This window comes from Halanaerobaculum tunisiense (genome assembly GCF_054657635.1).
In genome coordinates, this window is sequence record NZ_BAAHYI010000004.1 from 157,058 (window position 1) to 172,566 (window position 15,509).

13 protein-coding genes, 2 pseudogenes and 1 riboswitch are annotated in these 15,509 nt (G+C 33.8%); of the genes and pseudogenes, 12 read left to right on the forward strand and 3 right to left on the reverse strand.

Annotated features, from left to right (window positions below; translation table 11 throughout):
* The first annotated feature begins 2 nt into the window (after positions 1–2).
* The 7 genes from lpdA (at position 3) to ACYQ3D_RS05335 (ending at position 9,246) form a co-directional block, all read left to right on the forward strand.
* On the forward strand, positions 3–1,388 hold the full coding sequence (gene lpdA / locus ACYQ3D_RS05305) for a dihydrolipoyl dehydrogenase (protein ID WP_459836900.1): 1,386 nt from the start codon (positions 3–5) through the stop codon (positions 1,386–1,388).
* Positions 1,389–1,689: 301 nt separating this feature from the next.
* Positions 1,690–1,771: riboswitch (cyclic di-GMP riboswitch) on the forward strand.
* Between the two features lie 68 nt (positions 1,772–1,839).
* A complete protein-coding gene (locus tag ACYQ3D_RS05310) occupies positions 1,840–1,986 on the forward strand; it encodes a Spo0E family sporulation regulatory protein-aspartic acid phosphatase (protein ID WP_459836902.1) in 147 nt (48 codons plus the stop codon).
* Between the two features lie 451 nt (positions 1,987–2,437).
* On the forward strand, positions 2,438–3,343 hold the full coding sequence (locus ACYQ3D_RS05315) for a DUF8173 domain-containing protein (protein ID WP_459836903.1): 906 nt from the start codon (positions 2,438–2,440) through the stop codon (positions 3,341–3,343).
* Between the two features lie 4 nt (positions 3,344–3,347).
* Complete coding sequence (locus ACYQ3D_RS05320; protein ID WP_459836905.1) at positions 3,348–6,668, forward strand: Eco57I restriction-modification methylase domain-containing protein; 3,321 nt, start codon at positions 3,348–3,350, stop codon at positions 6,666–6,668.
* A gap of 57 nt (positions 6,669–6,725) precedes the next feature.
* On the forward strand, positions 6,726–7,253 hold the full coding sequence (locus ACYQ3D_RS05325) for a LysM peptidoglycan-binding domain-containing protein (RefSeq protein ID WP_459836906.1): 528 nt from the start codon (positions 6,726–6,728) through the stop codon (positions 7,251–7,253).
* Positions 7,254–7,338: 85 nt separating this feature from the next.
* Positions 7,339–7,914 carry a class I SAM-dependent methyltransferase gene (locus ACYQ3D_RS05330; RefSeq protein WP_459836907.1) on the forward strand — a complete coding sequence of 192 codons (576 nt, stop codon included), beginning with the start codon at positions 7,339–7,341 and terminating at the stop codon, positions 7,912–7,914.
* Positions 7,915–8,076: 162 nt separating this feature from the next.
* Positions 8,077–9,246 (forward strand): FprA family A-type flavoprotein, encoded by a 1,170-nt coding sequence (locus ACYQ3D_RS05335; protein ID WP_459836908.1) that lies wholly within the window; start codon positions 8,077–8,079, stop codon positions 9,244–9,246.
* Between the two features lie 38 nt (positions 9,247–9,284).
* Here the strand turns inward: ACYQ3D_RS05335 and ACYQ3D_RS05340 are convergent, their stop codons facing one another.
* The gene (locus ACYQ3D_RS05340; protein WP_459836909.1) at positions 9,285–9,854 is read right to left on the reverse strand and encodes a 2'-5' RNA ligase family protein; all 570 of its coding nucleotides are present in this window, start codon (positions 9,852–9,854) and stop codon (positions 9,285–9,287) included.
* A 107-nt stretch (positions 9,855–9,961) separates the two neighbouring features.
* Here ACYQ3D_RS05340 and ACYQ3D_RS05345 point away from each other — a divergent pair, with 107 nt between their 5' ends.
* The gene (locus ACYQ3D_RS05345) at positions 9,962–10,432 is read left to right on the forward strand and encodes a QueT transporter family protein (RefSeq protein WP_459836910.1); all 471 of its coding nucleotides are present in this window, start codon (positions 9,962–9,964) and stop codon (positions 10,430–10,432) included.
* A gap of 522 nt (positions 10,433–10,954) precedes the next feature.
* Positions 10,955–11,290: pseudogene (gene cas4, locus ACYQ3D_RS05350) on the forward strand (CRISPR-associated protein Cas4); the annotation flags it as partial.
* 291 nt (positions 11,291–11,581) lie between these two features.
* Here cas4 and ACYQ3D_RS05355 read toward each other — a convergent pair.
* Positions 11,582–11,716 (reverse strand): annotated as a pseudogene (locus ACYQ3D_RS05355) (IS3 family transposase); the annotation flags it as partial.
* Between the two features lie 345 nt (positions 11,717–12,061).
* On the opposite strand from ACYQ3D_RS05355, the gene ACYQ3D_RS05360 reads away from it, so the two are divergent.
* Both ACYQ3D_RS05360 and ACYQ3D_RS05365 read left to right on the forward strand, forming a co-directional pair.
* Positions 12,062–12,706: an alkaline phosphatase gene (locus ACYQ3D_RS05360; protein WP_459836911.1), complete on the forward strand. Its 645-nt coding sequence runs from the start codon at positions 12,062–12,064 to the stop codon at positions 12,704–12,706.
* Positions 12,657–13,385, forward strand: a complete 729-nt coding sequence (locus tag ACYQ3D_RS05365) for an alkaline phosphatase (protein WP_459836912.1) — start codon at positions 12,657–12,659, stop codon at positions 13,383–13,385. Before ACYQ3D_RS05360 ends, ACYQ3D_RS05365 begins: the two co-directional genes overlap by 50 nt.
* 65 nt (positions 13,386–13,450) lie before the next feature.
* Here the strand turns inward: ACYQ3D_RS05365 and ACYQ3D_RS05370 are convergent, their stop codons facing one another.
* Positions 13,451–13,804, reverse strand: coding sequence for a four-helix bundle copper-binding protein (locus tag ACYQ3D_RS05370; protein ID WP_459836913.1), 354 nt, complete (start codon positions 13,802–13,804; stop codon positions 13,451–13,453).
* A 469-nt stretch (positions 13,805–14,273) separates the two neighbouring features.
* Here ACYQ3D_RS05370 and dpaL point away from each other — a divergent pair, with 469 nt between their 5' ends.
* Positions 14,274–15,500: a diaminopropionate ammonia-lyase gene (dpaL, locus tag ACYQ3D_RS05375; protein ID WP_459836914.1), complete on the forward strand. Its 1,227-nt coding sequence runs from the start codon at positions 14,274–14,276 to the stop codon at positions 15,498–15,500.
* Positions 15,501–15,509 lie beyond the last annotated feature (9 nt).

Below are 15,509 nucleotides of genomic sequence, written 5' to 3' on the forward strand. Positions count from 1 at the left end.
ATTTGGCTGAAAAACAAATAGATGTTGCAGTTATTGGAGGCGGTCCTGGTGGATATCCAGCTGCTATTCGAGCTGCTCAAAATGACAAAAAGGTAGCTTTGATTGAACAAGATAAACTTGGTGGGACGTGTCTTAATCGAGGTTGTATTCCAACTAAAGCTCTTTTAAAATCTGCTGAAGTAGTTGAAACTATAGATGAAAGTAAGAAATTTGGAGTTGAAGTTACAGACTATGAGATTGATTTTGCAGAGGTTATGAATTGGAAAGACAGTGCTGTTAATAAATTAGTGCAAGGAATAGATCATTTAATGAAAAGTAATCAAGTAGAGGTAATTAATGGCCATGGAGAAGTTGTAAGCCCAGGTTTAATTAAGGTTCAAACTGAAGATGAACAGAAGAAAATAGAAGCGGAAAATATTATTTTGGCAATGGGTTCTAAGCCAGCTTCAGTTCCTATTCCAGGTATTGATGGAGCCAATGTAATTACTAGTAAGGAAGCACTTAAATTAGAAGAGATCCCTAATAGATTAGTTATTATCGGAGGAGGAGTAATTGGAGTTGAGTTTGCTTCAATCTTTTCTACTTTAGGTACTGAAGTGACAGTTATAGAAATGATGGATAGATTAATTCCTAGAGAAGATAAGGAATTAGCAGTTGAATTAGAAACAGAACTTAAGAAAAAAGGAATTAAAATTCAAACTAATGCTCAAGTTAAAGAAGTTAGTGGTACAAAGGAAAAGAATATACAATTTATTATTGATGAACAAAAGAGCCAATTAAAGGCTGATAAGGTACTTATATCAGTAGGACGTAAGCCACATGTTAATGGAATTGAAGCTTTAAATTTAAGATTAAATAAGGGGAAAATTCCAGTTGATGAATATTTAGAAACAGAGATTAAAGGTATTTATGCTGTAGGTGACTTATTAGCTTCTCCACAATTAGCTCATGTTGCTACAGCAGAGGGATTAATTGCGGCTGAAAATATATGTGGGGCAGATAAACAAATTAATTATAAAGCAGTACCACGATGTATTTATACCCATCCTGAAGTAGCAGCAGTAGGATTAACAGAGGAACAAGCAATAGAAGCAGGATATGAGTTAAAAATAGGAAAGTTTCCGTTAACGGCTAGTGGGAAGGCTACTGTAATGGGAAAAGATAATGGTTTTGTAAAGATTATCACTGATAAGAAGTATGATGAGATTTTAGGTGTTCATATTATAGGGGCTCATGCTACAGAACTAATATCTGAAACTACTTTTGCTATTAATTTAGAAGCTATTAGAGAGGAAATAGCAGAAACAATTCATCCTCATCCTACTCTGTCTGAATCTATTATGGAGGCGACATATGCTTTAAATAATGAGGCAATTCATATACCTTAAATTAATATTTTTATTTCATATCAGCTATGAGCTGTGAGTCGTGGGCTATTAGGAACAGGCTCCTGTAGTTTTAGGTCATAAGTTCGCTGGAGAAATAGTAGGCACTATAGCCTATAATAATGTTTTTCCAGCAGTAATGGCAATGATTAATGATGGTAGAATTCATGCTAAAAAAATAATAACAGAAAAGATATCATTTAAGTCATTAATTTGATTACTTTATAATTATATTACATTTCTACTTTAAATATGATCTTTTTTTGTTATAATTAAATTGATCAATGAATTAATCGCAAAAATTCCAAATAGGGAGCGATGAAGTATAATCTTTATTTGGTTGCCTGGATTATATGGAGCTAGTGGTGAACCCATCCCTTGCAAGGGATGGGTTTATTTTTTTTGAAGATAATTTTAAGGAACCCATAAGATAATTTAGAATGGAGATGATAATATGAAAGATAAAATTAATAATAAAAGGAGAAAATTATTAAAGAAGGTAACCCAACAAGAAGATTTACTTAATGAAGAAGTTCAGAAATTAAGCAAAAAATTAGATAAAGTTATAATTAAATATCTTAAGGAGAGTTATAATTTTTAAGCAACAAGATAAGTAAAGACCTAAGCTAATGCTTAGGTCTTTTTATTTTAAAGGAGTAAAAAAATTTTAAATTACAATAAATTCCTTGGCTAATCTTAGACAGTAACTTTATATTTCATTTGTGATTGTTTATCAATTACTTTTTGAATAGCTATTGGATTTATTTTAATTCCTTGATTAGCTAAGACTCCATATTATATTTAGTTTCTTCTCCTCGTCCTCCAACTATTGTTTTAATATGACCGGTTTTTGAATCAATAGTTGTAAGTCCTACTTGAGGTTGAGGAGGATCTTGTTTTTTATGGTTAGTAGGTATATAATTATTAAAAGCCTGTTGGATAGTTTTTTGGCTTTAAGCTGCATATCATAATCTAGTGAAGTGTAAACTTTTAAACCACTAGTATATACAATGATGTTTTAAGTAAGATTTTATTTGAGGAGGGAGAAGTTAATGGAGCAGAATAAGTATATATTGATAATGGTTTTATTATTAATCATTAGTTTTGGAATACCTGCTACGTCAGCTGCAGAGGTTTCTATCAATGTGGATCAAGATAGTAGCATTGTAAAAGTGCTAGGTGATATTCATGTTTCGAAAGAGCAAGAAGTTGTAGAAGATGTAGTGGCTGTCTTGGGAGATATTAAAATTGATGGAAAAGTTAATGGGGATGTAGTAGCAGTCTTAGGAGATATAGAGATTAATAATTCAATTGGTGGAGACTTAGTATCTTTATTAGGGACTATAGATCAAGCTCCTCAGACTTACATAGCAGGAGATGTTGTTGAAGTAGATGGCTTTCAAACTGCTTGGGAGTTTGATCTCCCATTTATTTTGTTAGGTTGGGGGTTTAAGATATTGAAATTAATTGTAGTTTATGGTTTGGCTGTATTAGTAGTTGCTTTATTTCCTACACGAGAGAAAACAATGACTGCTGCTTTAGCAGAAACTCCTGTTAAAAAGTTAGGCATAGGTAGTCTTTGTCTTTTATTGTTGCCTGTATTTATTTTATTATCTGTTATATCAATTATAGGTTTACCGCTGGTACCAGTGATCGTATTGGCTTTTTTAATTATCCAATTTATTGGTTCAGTAGCAGTTGCTTTATTAGTGGGCCAACGGATTAAAGCTACTGCTAATCTAGAGGTCAATATTCTAGTGGAGTTATTGTTTGGGGTGGTTGCTCTGTGGTTAGTTAAATCTATTCCAATTCTTGGTGCCCTAGCTTATTTAGTTATTGCTGCCTTTTCTTTAGGAGTAGTAGTTGATACTAAATTTGGTGCAGCTAGTTCTTGGTTAAATTTAGAGGGGCTAGAAAGAATATCTGATTCCGATGAAGAAGGAGATGAGGAGGAGTAATTTAATGAAACAGGTAGATTTAGCAGATCTTTATCGTAGTTCTTTTACAACTGATAAGTTGTTTCAATTACTAAATTCTTGGTCTCAAGGGATCAAGAAAAAAAGTAACCAACTAGAGATTCCGCAACTATATAGACCAGAGATTTTAAGCTGTCATCAACAAGCCATTTATTCTGATCAAAACGGGCACCAACTACCAATTATAGTGGTTAGACTGGCTCAAGATGCGGGCCAACAGATTAATCATTTTTTAAATCAATTTTATGCTTCCCAGTTACTAGTAGTTTTTGTTTATCCTTCCCGACAAGAATGGAAGCTATCCTTGGTTGATTTGGATTTTCCGCTACCGCGGATAGATTATTACTCTTTAGGTACTAACAACCAAGATTATTGGTTTAGAGAGCAAATAGGGAGCTTAATCAATCAGCGACAACCTAGTATAGCTGAGTTTAAACAAGCTTTTCAACAGAAGAAGTTAAGTAATCATTTTTTTAGAAGTTGTAATAGTTTAGTTAGTAGGTTGGCTGAGCAGCTAGAAGAAACTGGAGCCAAAGATTCTTTTCAAGCAGCTAAAGAAGTTTTTTTACAATTGTTAGTGCTTAAGTTTATCGAACAGAAGGATTGGTTGGCTGATTCACTATTAGAACTCCATCACTTAGCTAGTGCTAATGACGAGTTAGCTTGGCCCTTTTATTGTTCATCTATTTTTAATGATTTTTTTCCTCAGCAGGACTTTGCTGCTTATAGAGTTGATAATCAGTTGTTATTTACAATCTTGACTACTTTGGCTAAATATAATTATAGTTTAGAGGAGAATTTTCCGTGGCACAGGGAACTAGCAGTTACGCCCCGGATTTTAGGTGACTTATTTGAAGATCTCTCTAAAGAAGTTAGTCGCAAGAAGCGAGGGGTTTTTTATACTCCGCAGAAGATTGTCTATTATATGTGCCAAGAAGGGGTAGTTAATTATTTAGCAGAGGAGTTGGATATTAAAGATAGTAGACTAAGAAATTTAGTTTTTAGAGGTAGCAGTGACAAAGATTTAAAGAAGCAAGCAACTAAGATAGATAATAAATTAGCCCAGATTAAAGTTTGTGACCCTGCTGTTGGCTCGGGAGCTTTTGTAGTTGGGATGTTACAGACTATTGTGCAACTAAGAAGTCAGTTAAACCAAGAGTTGACCACTTATCAGCTGAAGTTAGAGACAATTAAACAAGCTTTATACGGAGTTGATTTAGATAGGCAGGCTGTAGAGATAACTAAATTGAGATTATGGTTATCCTTAGCAGCTGACCAGGAGCAACAGGCTAATCTAGAACCTTTTTCTAATTTACGCTATAAGTATGTAACAGGTAATTCCTTGTTGACTACAGAGGATAATTTATTTAACTCTAGTTTACAGCCGATTAAAGAGTTAAAAGAGGAGTATCAACAGGCAGATGCTCAGTTGCGAAATGAATTAGGTGCTAAACTAGATAATAAGTTGGCCCAATTAACTGGAGCCGGTTTTTCTTTTTCATTTTATTTCCCCGAAGTATTTACTCTTCAGTCTGGTTTTGATCTAATAATTGGGAATCCTCCTTATTTAGGAGAGAAAGGGAATAAGAAGTTATTTAGAAAGATAAAGAAGTATAAACTAGGTCAGTATTATACTGGTAAGATGGATCTGTTTTATTTTTTCTTTCATTTAGGACTTGATCTAGTTAAGGAGCAAGGTCATTTAGCTTTAATTACGACTAATTATTTCTTACGGGCTACTAGAGCTCAAAAGTTAAGAGAAGATTTACAGCACAGAAGTAGTATTCAACAGTTAATTAATTTTAATAATTTAAAATTGTTCCCGGCTGCTAGAGGCCAACATAATTTGATTACGATTGCTAGAAAGGGCCAACGAGATATACCAGCTCAGACAGCTGTTACTTACAGACAAGGAATCGCTAGTCCTTTAACAGTAGCTAATATCTTAGCTGGCTGTGATAGAGAGACTAACTACTATCAAGTCTCTCAGCAGTTATTATATGAAGGGGAGAAGAATTATCTTAAGTTAGAAGCAGGTAAGGTAGAGGAGCTACTAGCTACAATCAGACAGCAAGGAACTCAATTAGGAAAGTTAGCTACTATTAACCAAGGAATTGTAACTGGTTGTGATCGGGTATCTAAGCGCCATCTTAAGCGGTGTGATTTAGAGTTAGAGGCAGGCCAAGGAGTCTTTATCTTAGATCAAGCAGAGATAAATGATTTAGCACTGGATCCAACTGACAATCGCTACCTTAAACCATGGTTTAAAAACTCTGATATTGATTCTTGGCGACCTAATTTGGATAATTCTAACTGGCTAATTTACTTAGATCATGATTTACCAAAGTTACCAGCTGATTTTGGCCCTCATCTAGAGCAGTTTCGACCATTATTAAAGCAGAGAAGAGAGGTTAAATCTGCTACTATTAAGTGGTGGCAATTACAGTGGCCGAGAAGTAAACAGTTGTTTACTGGCCCTAAAATAGTTGTTCCTCAGCGGAGTAAAAGCAATACCTTTGCTTATACAGAACAGGACTGGTATGCTAGCGCAGATGTTTATTTTATTACTGCAGTTGACGCAAATGTTAACCTTAAGTATCTACTAGCTTTATTAAATTCTGATCTGTATTATGTTTGGTTGGATAGAAAGGGTAAGAAAAAAGGCAACTTACTGGAGTTATACCAAGGCCCTTTAGCAGAGATCCCTATTAAAATCAGTTCTCAGTCTGAACAAGAGGAATTCATTCGGCTAGTGGAACAGATAATTGGTCTGCAAGCTGATTTAGCTGAGTTAAAGAAGAAAAGTTGGTCTCAGTTACTGCCTACTAGAGAAGAAGAAGTTGCTTTGCAGGATCTAAGTCAGCAATTAACTACTATCTACCAGGGCCAAGCTTATAAAGTTCGTCAGTTGCAGGTAGAAGTGCGAGATTGCTCTGGTATTGTCTATAGTGCTCGGGCTGATACTGGTTGGTATCAGGTTTTAGAGTTTAAAGTTGCTTCTGCTTTAACAGCTAACTATATTAAGTATCAGTTAGAGAGTTTAAGTCCAGAAGATTTAAAAACTATTAATCAACAGTTGACAGGAGGTTTAGCAGACCGGATTAGTCAACTCAAGGTTCCTGCTTATAAGAAAACGACAAGGGAGCAATTAGTTAAGAAGTGGAGTAAGATTCAGACTGAAATAGCTGATCACAAGCAGGAGATAAGTCAAATTGAAGAGCAGATTAATCAGTTAGTGTATGAGTTATATAATTTAACTGCGGAAGATATTAGAGTGATTGAGCAGTATAAAGAAAAGATTATGTAAAAATAGTAGCATATTTTCTAGTTAGTTTAATATATCTTTACTAGAAGGGGTGATTAGATGGTAGATGATACTCGTGATTGTCCGCCCGGGACTGAATCTTATACTGTTAAATCTGGAGATACTATTTATGGATTGGCAGAACGATTTGATACTACAGTAGCAGCGATTATCTCGGCTAATTCTCCAATCGATCCTGATAATTTACAGATTGGTCAACAGTTATGTATCCCTCAACAGGAACAGTTTCCTTCTTGTCCCGAAGGGAATTACTATCGGATTCAAGAACAGGATACTTTTTATAAGCTAGCCCAGCGATTTAATATCTCTGTAGATGATTTAAAAGAAGCTAATCCAGCTGTTAATCCTAATAATCTGCAGGTGGGTCAGGTGATTTGTATTCCGTTAGCTACTCCACCAGTGGATTGTCCAGCTGGAACTTTTCAGTATGAGGTAGAACCAGGAGATAGTTTTTATTCTATTGCTAATGAATTTGGTACTACAGTAGCTGACTTAAAAGAAGCTAATCCAGACGTGAATCCAGATGCTTTATTAATTGGTCAAGTGTTGTGTATTCCTGAAGATTAATTTGAAATATTAACCAAGATTATGTTAAAATTACTATAATCCTAATTAAAGTTATAAATAACTTTAATTTCAAGGAGGTAGTAAGATGACCCATAAATTCAACCCGCAAAAGAAGGATAAATTACTAAGTGAAGAAAGATATCAGAAATTACCACCTAAAGCAATTTTACAACGCTTATCCTTACAACCTGGAGATAGAGTAGCTGATATAGGTTGTGGGGTAGGTTTTTTCTCTCTACCAGCAGCTGAAATAGTAGGTGCTAGTGGTAAAGTATATGCTATTGATATTGTAGAGGAGATGTTAACTGCTCTACATAAAAGAGCCCACCAAGAGGGACTAGAAAATATTGAATTAGTTACAGGAGAAGAGTATTCAGCCCATCTTGGTGATGATCTAGTTGATTTTATGTTAGTTGCTAATGTACTACATGAGGTAGAGAAGAAGGAAGAATTTTTACGAAATTATTTAGAAAACTTAAATGGTAATGGTAGATTAGCAATTATTGAATGGAAGAAACAAGAAACTAAAGCAGGGCCAACTATAGAGCATAGAATTAGCTCTCAAGAGGTAACCACTTTATTAGAGAAGTTAGGTTTAGAAGTGGTTAAAGAGGTTAATTTAAATCCTGGCCAATATGCTGTAGTAGGGAAGAATAATTAGAAGTAAGTTTAGGTAGCACCGCTGATTATGCCCTCCAGTTAGTGGAAGGAATGTTGGTTTCACTAGGAATAAAATAAAAATTATTTTGTAAGCAGGAATTATTATTATTTTATTGAATTTTAATAAGTGGGTAATTTTATATTCTTCAAGGAGGTTACAGTAATGAAACCAGTAAAATTGACTGAAGATGTATATTGGGTAGGAGGAATTGATTGGGATTTAAGAAATTTCCATGGTTATTCGACACAAAGAGGTTCTACATATAATGCTTATCTGATTATTGATGAAGAAGTAACACTAGTTGATACAGTAAAGCATTATTTATATGAGGAAATGATAGATCGGATTTCTGAGGTGATTGATCCAGCCGAAATTGATTATGTGGTTTCTAATCATGTAGAGATGGATCATTCTGGTGGTATTCCTAAGTTACTAGAGGTAGCTCCTGATGCGACAGTAGTTACTTCACCGAAAGGAAAAGAAGGATTAGAGAAGCATTATCAAGGAGATTGGGATTTCCAAGTTGCTACTCCAGGCCAAGAGTTAGATCTAGGAGCTAAGAGTTTAAACTTTGTCTTAACCCCAATGGTTCACTGGCCTGATAATATGGTAGCTTATCTACCACAAGAGGAGATATTATTTTCTAATGATGCTTTTGGGCAACATTATGCTTCTTCAGAGCGATTTGATGACCAAATACCTTTTGATATTGCTATTGAAGAGGCTAGTAAGTATTATGCTAATATTGTACTTCCTTATGGAGCACAGGTACAGAGTACTTTAGAGGCAGTAGCTGACTTAGATATTGATTTAATTGCTCCGTCTCATGGTATTATTTGGAGAGAGAATATTCCAGAGATTATTAGTAAGTATCAAAAGTGGTCAGCTAATGAGACTGATGAACAAGCAGTTATTGTTTATGATAGTATGTGGGGCTCAACGGAAAAGATAGCTTATGCTGTCCAAGATGCCTTTACAGAAGCAGGAGTTAATACTATAATGAAGAATCTAGATACTAATCATATTTCAGATATTATGACAGATGTATTGACAGCTGAATATATTTGTGTTGGGTCACCTACTTTAAATAATAATCTGTTACCTTCTGTTGCTTCTTTCCTAACTTATTTAAAAGGGTTGGCCCCTAAAGATAGAACTGGATTAGCTTTTGGTTCCTATGGTTGGGGTGGTCAAAGCGTTGGCCAAGTAGCAGAAGTATTAGAAGATGAGTGTAATTTTGAATTAATTGATCAGATCAAATTACAGTATGTACCAGAAGAAGATAAACTAACAGAGGTTACTGAGCAATTAATAGAAAAAATTGATCTATAATTTAGTAAATAGGTAATGGGGATTATCCCCATTACCTATTATATATTAAAGGAAGCTACCGTTTTGGCAGTAGGTTCTAGTGTAGGACGCCAGATTTCTATTTTATCAGCTGTAGTAGATAGTTGTTGTTTGGCTCCATCTAGGTTAAGACATAAAGCGGTTAAGTCTGGTTCAGGAATCGGATTATCAGTAAAATGGTTGCTGATTAATGTGATATGAAATTGCCAATCACTGTAGTTAGTAATAGTGGAGATATTAGCCGTTGCTAATTTATTATGAATTTTAGTGGCTAAGTTAATTAGTGAAGGAGTTTCTTCTACCTCTAGAGTTAAGAATTTATCATGTTGTTGAAGACATTTAAGATTATTAATTTCAATAGTAATTTTGTTAGTAGTATGAGCAATTTTTTGTAGAATTTTTTTAGCTGGTTTTACTTTTTCTTTTTTTATTCTATCTAAAGTGATATGTAATTCAGGATAGAGATTATCCTGGTATAGATTATAATATTCAGCCACTATCTTTTGTAAATTAAGTGCTGTTTGTAATTGTTGTTGATTAAGAGTTAATGCAATAAAAAATTCATCGTCTAAAGAAGCTGATTTGATCATAGTTTTTCCTCCATATTATGGTTTTTGCTAACTATAGTAACATTTTAATATATAATACCTTTAATAGCAAATTTAAGCTATAAGCAATTAATAAGGAGTTGAGATAGATGATACAGACTAATAAATTAACTAAAATGGGAATCATTGCTGCTTTATACGTAGTAATTACAGTTGTTTTTTCTCCCATATCCTATGGGCCAATCCAAGTTAGAATTTCCGAAGGGTTGACTATTCTGCCATTCTTTTTGGGATCTTGGGCTGCTGTGGCTCTCTGGATAGGATGTATGATTGCTAATTTCATTGGTGGTTTAGGAATGATTGATATTGTATTTGGTAGTTTATTAACTTTAATTGCGGGATTGCTAACGGCAAGATCTAAAAATATTTGGCTAGCAGGGATTCCGCCAGTAATAATCAATGCTTTCGGGGTAGCTTTAATTTTATATTATACTCTAGAAGTGCCTTACTGGATGACTACTTTATATGTTGGTGCAGGAGAAGCTATATCAGTTTATTTAATTGGTGTATTTTTAATCGGGAAAGTATTAAATAAGAAAATCTTAGGACTTGAATCTTAAGTTTATATATTAGCCGAGGCAGCTTCTGACTGAAGATGTCTCGGTTTTTTATTTTTTGTTATCTGATTATTAAACTTTACAAATTGAATAAAAGTTAGGTAAGTCATTTAAGCGAGATGAGTCAGGAAGGGTTATAGTTGATTTGGCTGGGAGTATGAATAATTCTCGGTTAGATTAAAAATAATAAACTTGTGACGCTAAGAATAAAGCTAAAGGATTTTTTGATAATCGAAATAGATTTTTTGGTCTTAGATCTTAGCCTTAATTTGAATATTAATATAGATAATTTTTAGGTGTTATTTTGTATAAATATACAGTAAGAGGGGAAAACTTAAAAAATAGATTAATTGCGGATGATTAATTGAATTAATAGGGATTATAGCAGATTTTATTTTTTTGGCAACCAACTTTAACTTGCGGCAAAGAAAATGCTGCTGACCTTTGATATGCCGGGGATCTGTTCTTAATAACGGATCACAGTACAACATCCACTACAACAAGGATTGAAACGGACTTAGTTCTTATTTAAGTGCTGATGCTTGCAACTATTGTGAACCAAGGATTTTAGATTTAAAGTTTGGTCAATCTAAAGATTTTCATAAGTTAACAATTACTGGATATTATTTGGTGATGGAGTCTATCTATTCTTATCCAGTATCAGTAGGCTGTCTAGTATATCCCGAATTTAAAGAAGATAGAATAGTAGTTAACAAAGAATTTGAGATTATTGATGATCAATTAAGACAGTGGTTTATTGAAGAAAGAGATGAGAAAATAAGAATGGTTAGTGAAGAAATTGAACCAGAAGTAGCCCAAAATTGTTATCAGACTTGTCCTTATTATGATAAATGTCATTAATATAAAAGAGATTAAAAAATTAGTTGATAAAGCAGGAATTGAATCAAAATAATAGAATTAAAATATTAGTCATCTAAAAATATTTTCGCAAACCCTTATGGGTTTTGTGCAAGATTTGGTTTGCGAAAATTTAGGTGCTAGTTAAGAATAGGGAAACACTCTAAACCCCTGAAATCATAGGGTTACTATTGTTGATCTCGCGCGGTTATAAAACATCCTCCATTAAGTAGGAGACTGAAAGGCATCACTTCTTCACATCTTCTCGTTAACCAACTATCAGTTACAAAACATCGCTTGCTTTCTAGTTAAATATTGTTTATGATAAACTAACTCAGTCTTTAAAGTACTAAAGAAACTTTCAGCAACTGCATTGTCTCAGAAGTCACCTTTACGACTCATTGAAGATCTAATACTATGCTGTTTAAGCAAATTTTAGCATCTTTATTGTTTTTATTATACAACTTAACTGGATGTCTAATAAATTGGTGGATGATTATCTGAAGTAATTTGCCAATAATAAGAATAGAATTGTGAATTAAAATATTTAGAGTGGTAGATATAAAAAGTAAATTTTAGTCTGCATCCTTTGAAGGGTGCGTTTTTATTTTTTGTGGTAGTTTTAAGAAAGTTAATCGGGAGAGCTATGTACTAAAATTACATTTTATTGAATTTATTGCAGGGATTATTTTTTAAGTTGTTTAATTTATTAGGCATTAGACTTCTGACATATGTCAGAAGTCTAATGCCTAATTGTCATAGGAGGGTTAAATTATGAATTTTAAGAAATATGGAGTTGTCGCTGTTTTAACTTTGCTGATGGCTTTTACAATTTGGGGTATGGTGCAAGCTCAAGTTGATAATGTGATTTTGATGGTTGGTGACGGGATGGGAATTGATCAGATGTCAATAGCTCGATATTGTAATGGCCAGGAACTTAACATGGATAAGTTAGAATCTACTGGATTTATGACTACTCATTCTGCTAATTCTTATGTAACTGATTCTGCAGCAGCTGGTACTGCTTTAGCTACTAGTTATAAAACTAATAATGGTTGGATCAGCATGTTGCCAAATGGATTTAAGCCGCAAACTCTATTAGAAGCTGCGCAAAGACAAGGGAAAGAAACTGGATTAGTAAGTACTACGCGGTTAACTCATGCTACTCCAGCAACTTTTGTATCCCATATTAAAGATCGAGATAAAGAAAATGAAATTGCTAAGCAAATATTAAACCACAAAGTTGATGTTTTATTGGGAGGAGGAAAGAGGCATTTTCTACCTGAATCTGAAGATGGAGCAAGAACGGATGGAGTTAACTTGTTAGCTAAAGCTGAAGATATGGGTTATGAAGTAGTAGATAATCGATATGAATTACGAAATAAAACTAAAGATGCTGGAAAAACACTTGGTTACTGATAGTCACATGAGTTATGAGTTAAATCGAAATCAAGCAACAGAACCTAGTATTGCAGGAATGACTGGAGTAGCACTTGATAAATTAAAAAATGATCAGGAAGGTTTCTTTTTAATGGTAGAAGGAGGTAGAATTGATCATGCTGCTCATGGTACAGATGTAGCTGGAATGGTAAATGACTTATTAGCTTTTGATAAAGCAGTTAAGAAAGCAATGGAGTTTGTAGAAGATAATCCTGATACTTTACTAGTTGTAACTGCAGACCATGAAACAGGTGGTTTAGGACTGAGCAATGGGGATTATGAGATCAAACCGGAAGTAATTAATGGAATCTCTAAGACAGCTAGCTATATGGTAGGTAAAATAAACGATAAACGATCTAATGTAAGAAAAGTAATTAACAAGTATGCTGATGTTAGTTTAACTAAAGAAGAAGTTAAAAAGATTAAGCAGGCTAAAGGTGCTTATGAACCAGGGAACACAATTGGAAAGATCTTAAGTAATAAAGCCTTGGTAGATTGGACTACTAATGCTCATACTGCGGCAGCGGTACCAGTAATGGCTACTGGTCAACAAGCAGATAAACTGACTGGAACCATAGATAATACTGAGCTGAGCATTTTAATTTCTCAGATTGCTAACTATAGAATTAGAATGCCAGTAGATGTTGTTGCTAAATAATATAGTTTAAAGAATAAAGCAGGTGCTAATTAGCACCTGCTTTTAATATGTAATTTTGTTATTGGTTAAGCATTTTGTACCATTTTTCGGCATTCGTCAGCACATTGACGGCAAATTTCTGCACAATTTTGACAGTGATCATCTGCAAATTTTTCACATTCAGCAGCACAATCATCACAGATTTGGGCGCATAATTTGCAAATCTCTACAGCATATTTACTATTCCCTGACATATACTTAGCAGCTAGAGAACAGATTTCAATACAATCTTTTAGTAATTCCATACACTCCACTCTTTTGTCTACATCTGCCTGATGAAGACAGGCATCCAAACAGAATTCACACTCAGTCATACACTTATTGCAGATATCGATACATTGTTGGTATCTATCCATATGTGTTTCCATACCTTTAGCCATTTATTTGCCTCCTTTTTATTAATTAAATTTGCACTTCTTATTATTTGTGATTGTGAACTAAACTATGCATATAGAGATAATATTCTCTGTAGTTAGTGATTATATAACAATTGTATATTTGATAGGGGATAAGCAGAGATTGGATTCCGCGACAAAATATTTATTGGTAGTTATATTGTATAAATATACAGTAATAGAGAAATTTCTAAATAAGACTTTAATCCTTCTAATCTGTAAATAATTTTGCTATTCCAATCTAGAGATAGAAAAGTTGGCTCTTTTATTTTTTGAACAAAAAATTATTTTAGTACTCAGAAAAATATGTTAGATTAATTAGCAAAGTAAGCTTAATTTTGCTGTAAAAAAACTTCAAAAAATTTAAGTAAACTTGAATATTTTTAATCTTTACAAAATAATAATAATGTAAGAAGAGTAAATATCTGCAATAGATATAGAAGGAGGGAATATTATGCTGACAGTTAAGGATCCAGTGGAGATGCAGGTTCTTACAAATGATAATTTAGAAGGGGTACCACCAGATTTTTTGAATCAAGAACAGGTAACACAAGTTAAAAAATTTCATTCTACTTTTGCTGATTATAAAGCTACTCCTTTAATCAGTTTAGATAATTTGGCAGATAAGTTAAATGTACAGCAGATTTATGTTAAAGATGAGTCCTATCGTTTTGGTTTAGATGCCTTTAAAGTATTAGGTGGGGCTTATGCTATTGCTAGGTTACTTTGCCAAGAGTTAGGTGTAGAAATTAATGAAATTGATTTTGATTATCTAAAATCCCCAGCTGTTAAAGAAGAAATCGGTGATGTAACTTTTGTTACTGCTACTGATGGAAATCATGGTAGAGGGGTAGCTTGGGCTGCTAGTCAGTTAGGGTATAAAGCTATTGTTTACTTACCTAAAGGTTCAGCTCAGAGAAGAGTTGAAGCTATTAGAGAAGCTGGAGCAAAAGCAGTTGTTACTGATATGAATTATGATAAAACAGTTAGTTATGCAATTGATCAGTCTAAAAAAGAAGATTGGCTGATTGTACAGGATACAGCTTGGGAAGGTTATGAAGAAATTCCAAGTTGGATTATGCAAGGTTATACTACTATGGCAGCTGAAGCATTACTTCAAATGGAATTAGATGGTATTGATAAACCAACCCATCTTTTTTTGCAAGCCGGTGTTGGATCAATGGCAGGGTCAGTTCTTGGTTATTATGCTAATTATTATAATGGGAAACCGCCAATAACTACTATTATTGAGCCGAATGATGCAGCTTGTGTTTTCGAATCAGCCTCTATCGGTGATGGTAGAGCCCATAATGTAAATAGTGAACTAGAGACTGATATGGCAGGTTTAGCTTGTGGAGAACCTAATCCTATAGCCTGGGAAATTTTAAGAGATTTCAGTAAGATGTATATTAAATGTGCTGATAATATTGCTGCTACTGGGATGCGAATGTTAGCTAATCCATTAGGTACTGATCAACGAATAGTGGCTGGAGAATCTGGAGCTGTAGGTCTAGGGTTACTTTCATTATTAAGGGATGAATCTAAGTTAGATGGACTACGAAAAGAACTAGGTTTAAACCGAGACTCAGTTATTCTGTTATTTAATACGGAAGGAGCTACGGACCCTATTAATTATCGAAGAATAATCTGGGGCGGTAAAGATAGTTTAGTACTTGATTAAGTCTCTAAT

Excerpts from the sequence above, each read along its gene's own strand:
- ACYQ3D_RS05315 (WP_459836903.1), top strand. The coding sequence starts at position 2,438 with ATGGAGCAGAATAAGTATATATTGATAATGGTTTTATTATTAATCATT.
- ACYQ3D_RS05320 (WP_459836905.1), top strand. The coding sequence starts at position 3,348 with ATGAAACAGGTAGATTTAGCAGATCTTTATCGTAGTTCTTTTACAACT.
- dpaL (WP_459836914.1), top strand. The coding sequence starts at position 14,274 with ATGCTGACAGTTAAGGATCCAGTGGAGATGCAGGTTCTTACAAATGAT.
- ACYQ3D_RS05360 (WP_459836911.1), top strand. The coding sequence starts at position 12,062 with ATGAATTTTAAGAAATATGGAGTTGTCGCTGTTTTAACTTTGCTGATG.
- ACYQ3D_RS05345 (WP_459836910.1), top strand. The coding sequence starts at position 9,962 with ATGATACAGACTAATAAATTAACTAAAATGGGAATCATTGCTGCTTTA.
- ACYQ3D_RS05370 (WP_459836913.1), bottom strand. The coding sequence starts at position 13,804 with ATGGCTAAAGGTATGGAAACACATATGGATAGATACCAACAATGTATC.
- ACYQ3D_RS05340 (WP_459836909.1), bottom strand. The coding sequence starts at position 9,854 with ATGATCAAATCAGCTTCTTTAGACGATGAATTTTTTATTGCATTAACT.
- ACYQ3D_RS05325 (WP_459836906.1), top strand. The coding sequence starts at position 6,726 with ATGGTAGATGATACTCGTGATTGTCCGCCCGGGACTGAATCTTATACT.
- ACYQ3D_RS05310 (WP_459836902.1), top strand. The coding sequence starts at position 1,840 with ATGAAAGATAAAATTAATAATAAAAGGAGAAAATTATTAAAGAAGGTA.
- ACYQ3D_RS05330 (WP_459836907.1), top strand. The coding sequence starts at position 7,339 with ATGACCCATAAATTCAACCCGCAAAAGAAGGATAAATTACTAAGTGAA.
- ACYQ3D_RS05365 (WP_459836912.1), top strand. The coding sequence starts at position 12,657 with ATGAATTACGAAATAAAACTAAAGATGCTGGAAAAACACTTGGTTACT.
- ACYQ3D_RS05335 (WP_459836908.1), top strand. The coding sequence starts at position 8,077 with ATGAAACCAGTAAAATTGACTGAAGATGTATATTGGGTAGGAGGAATT.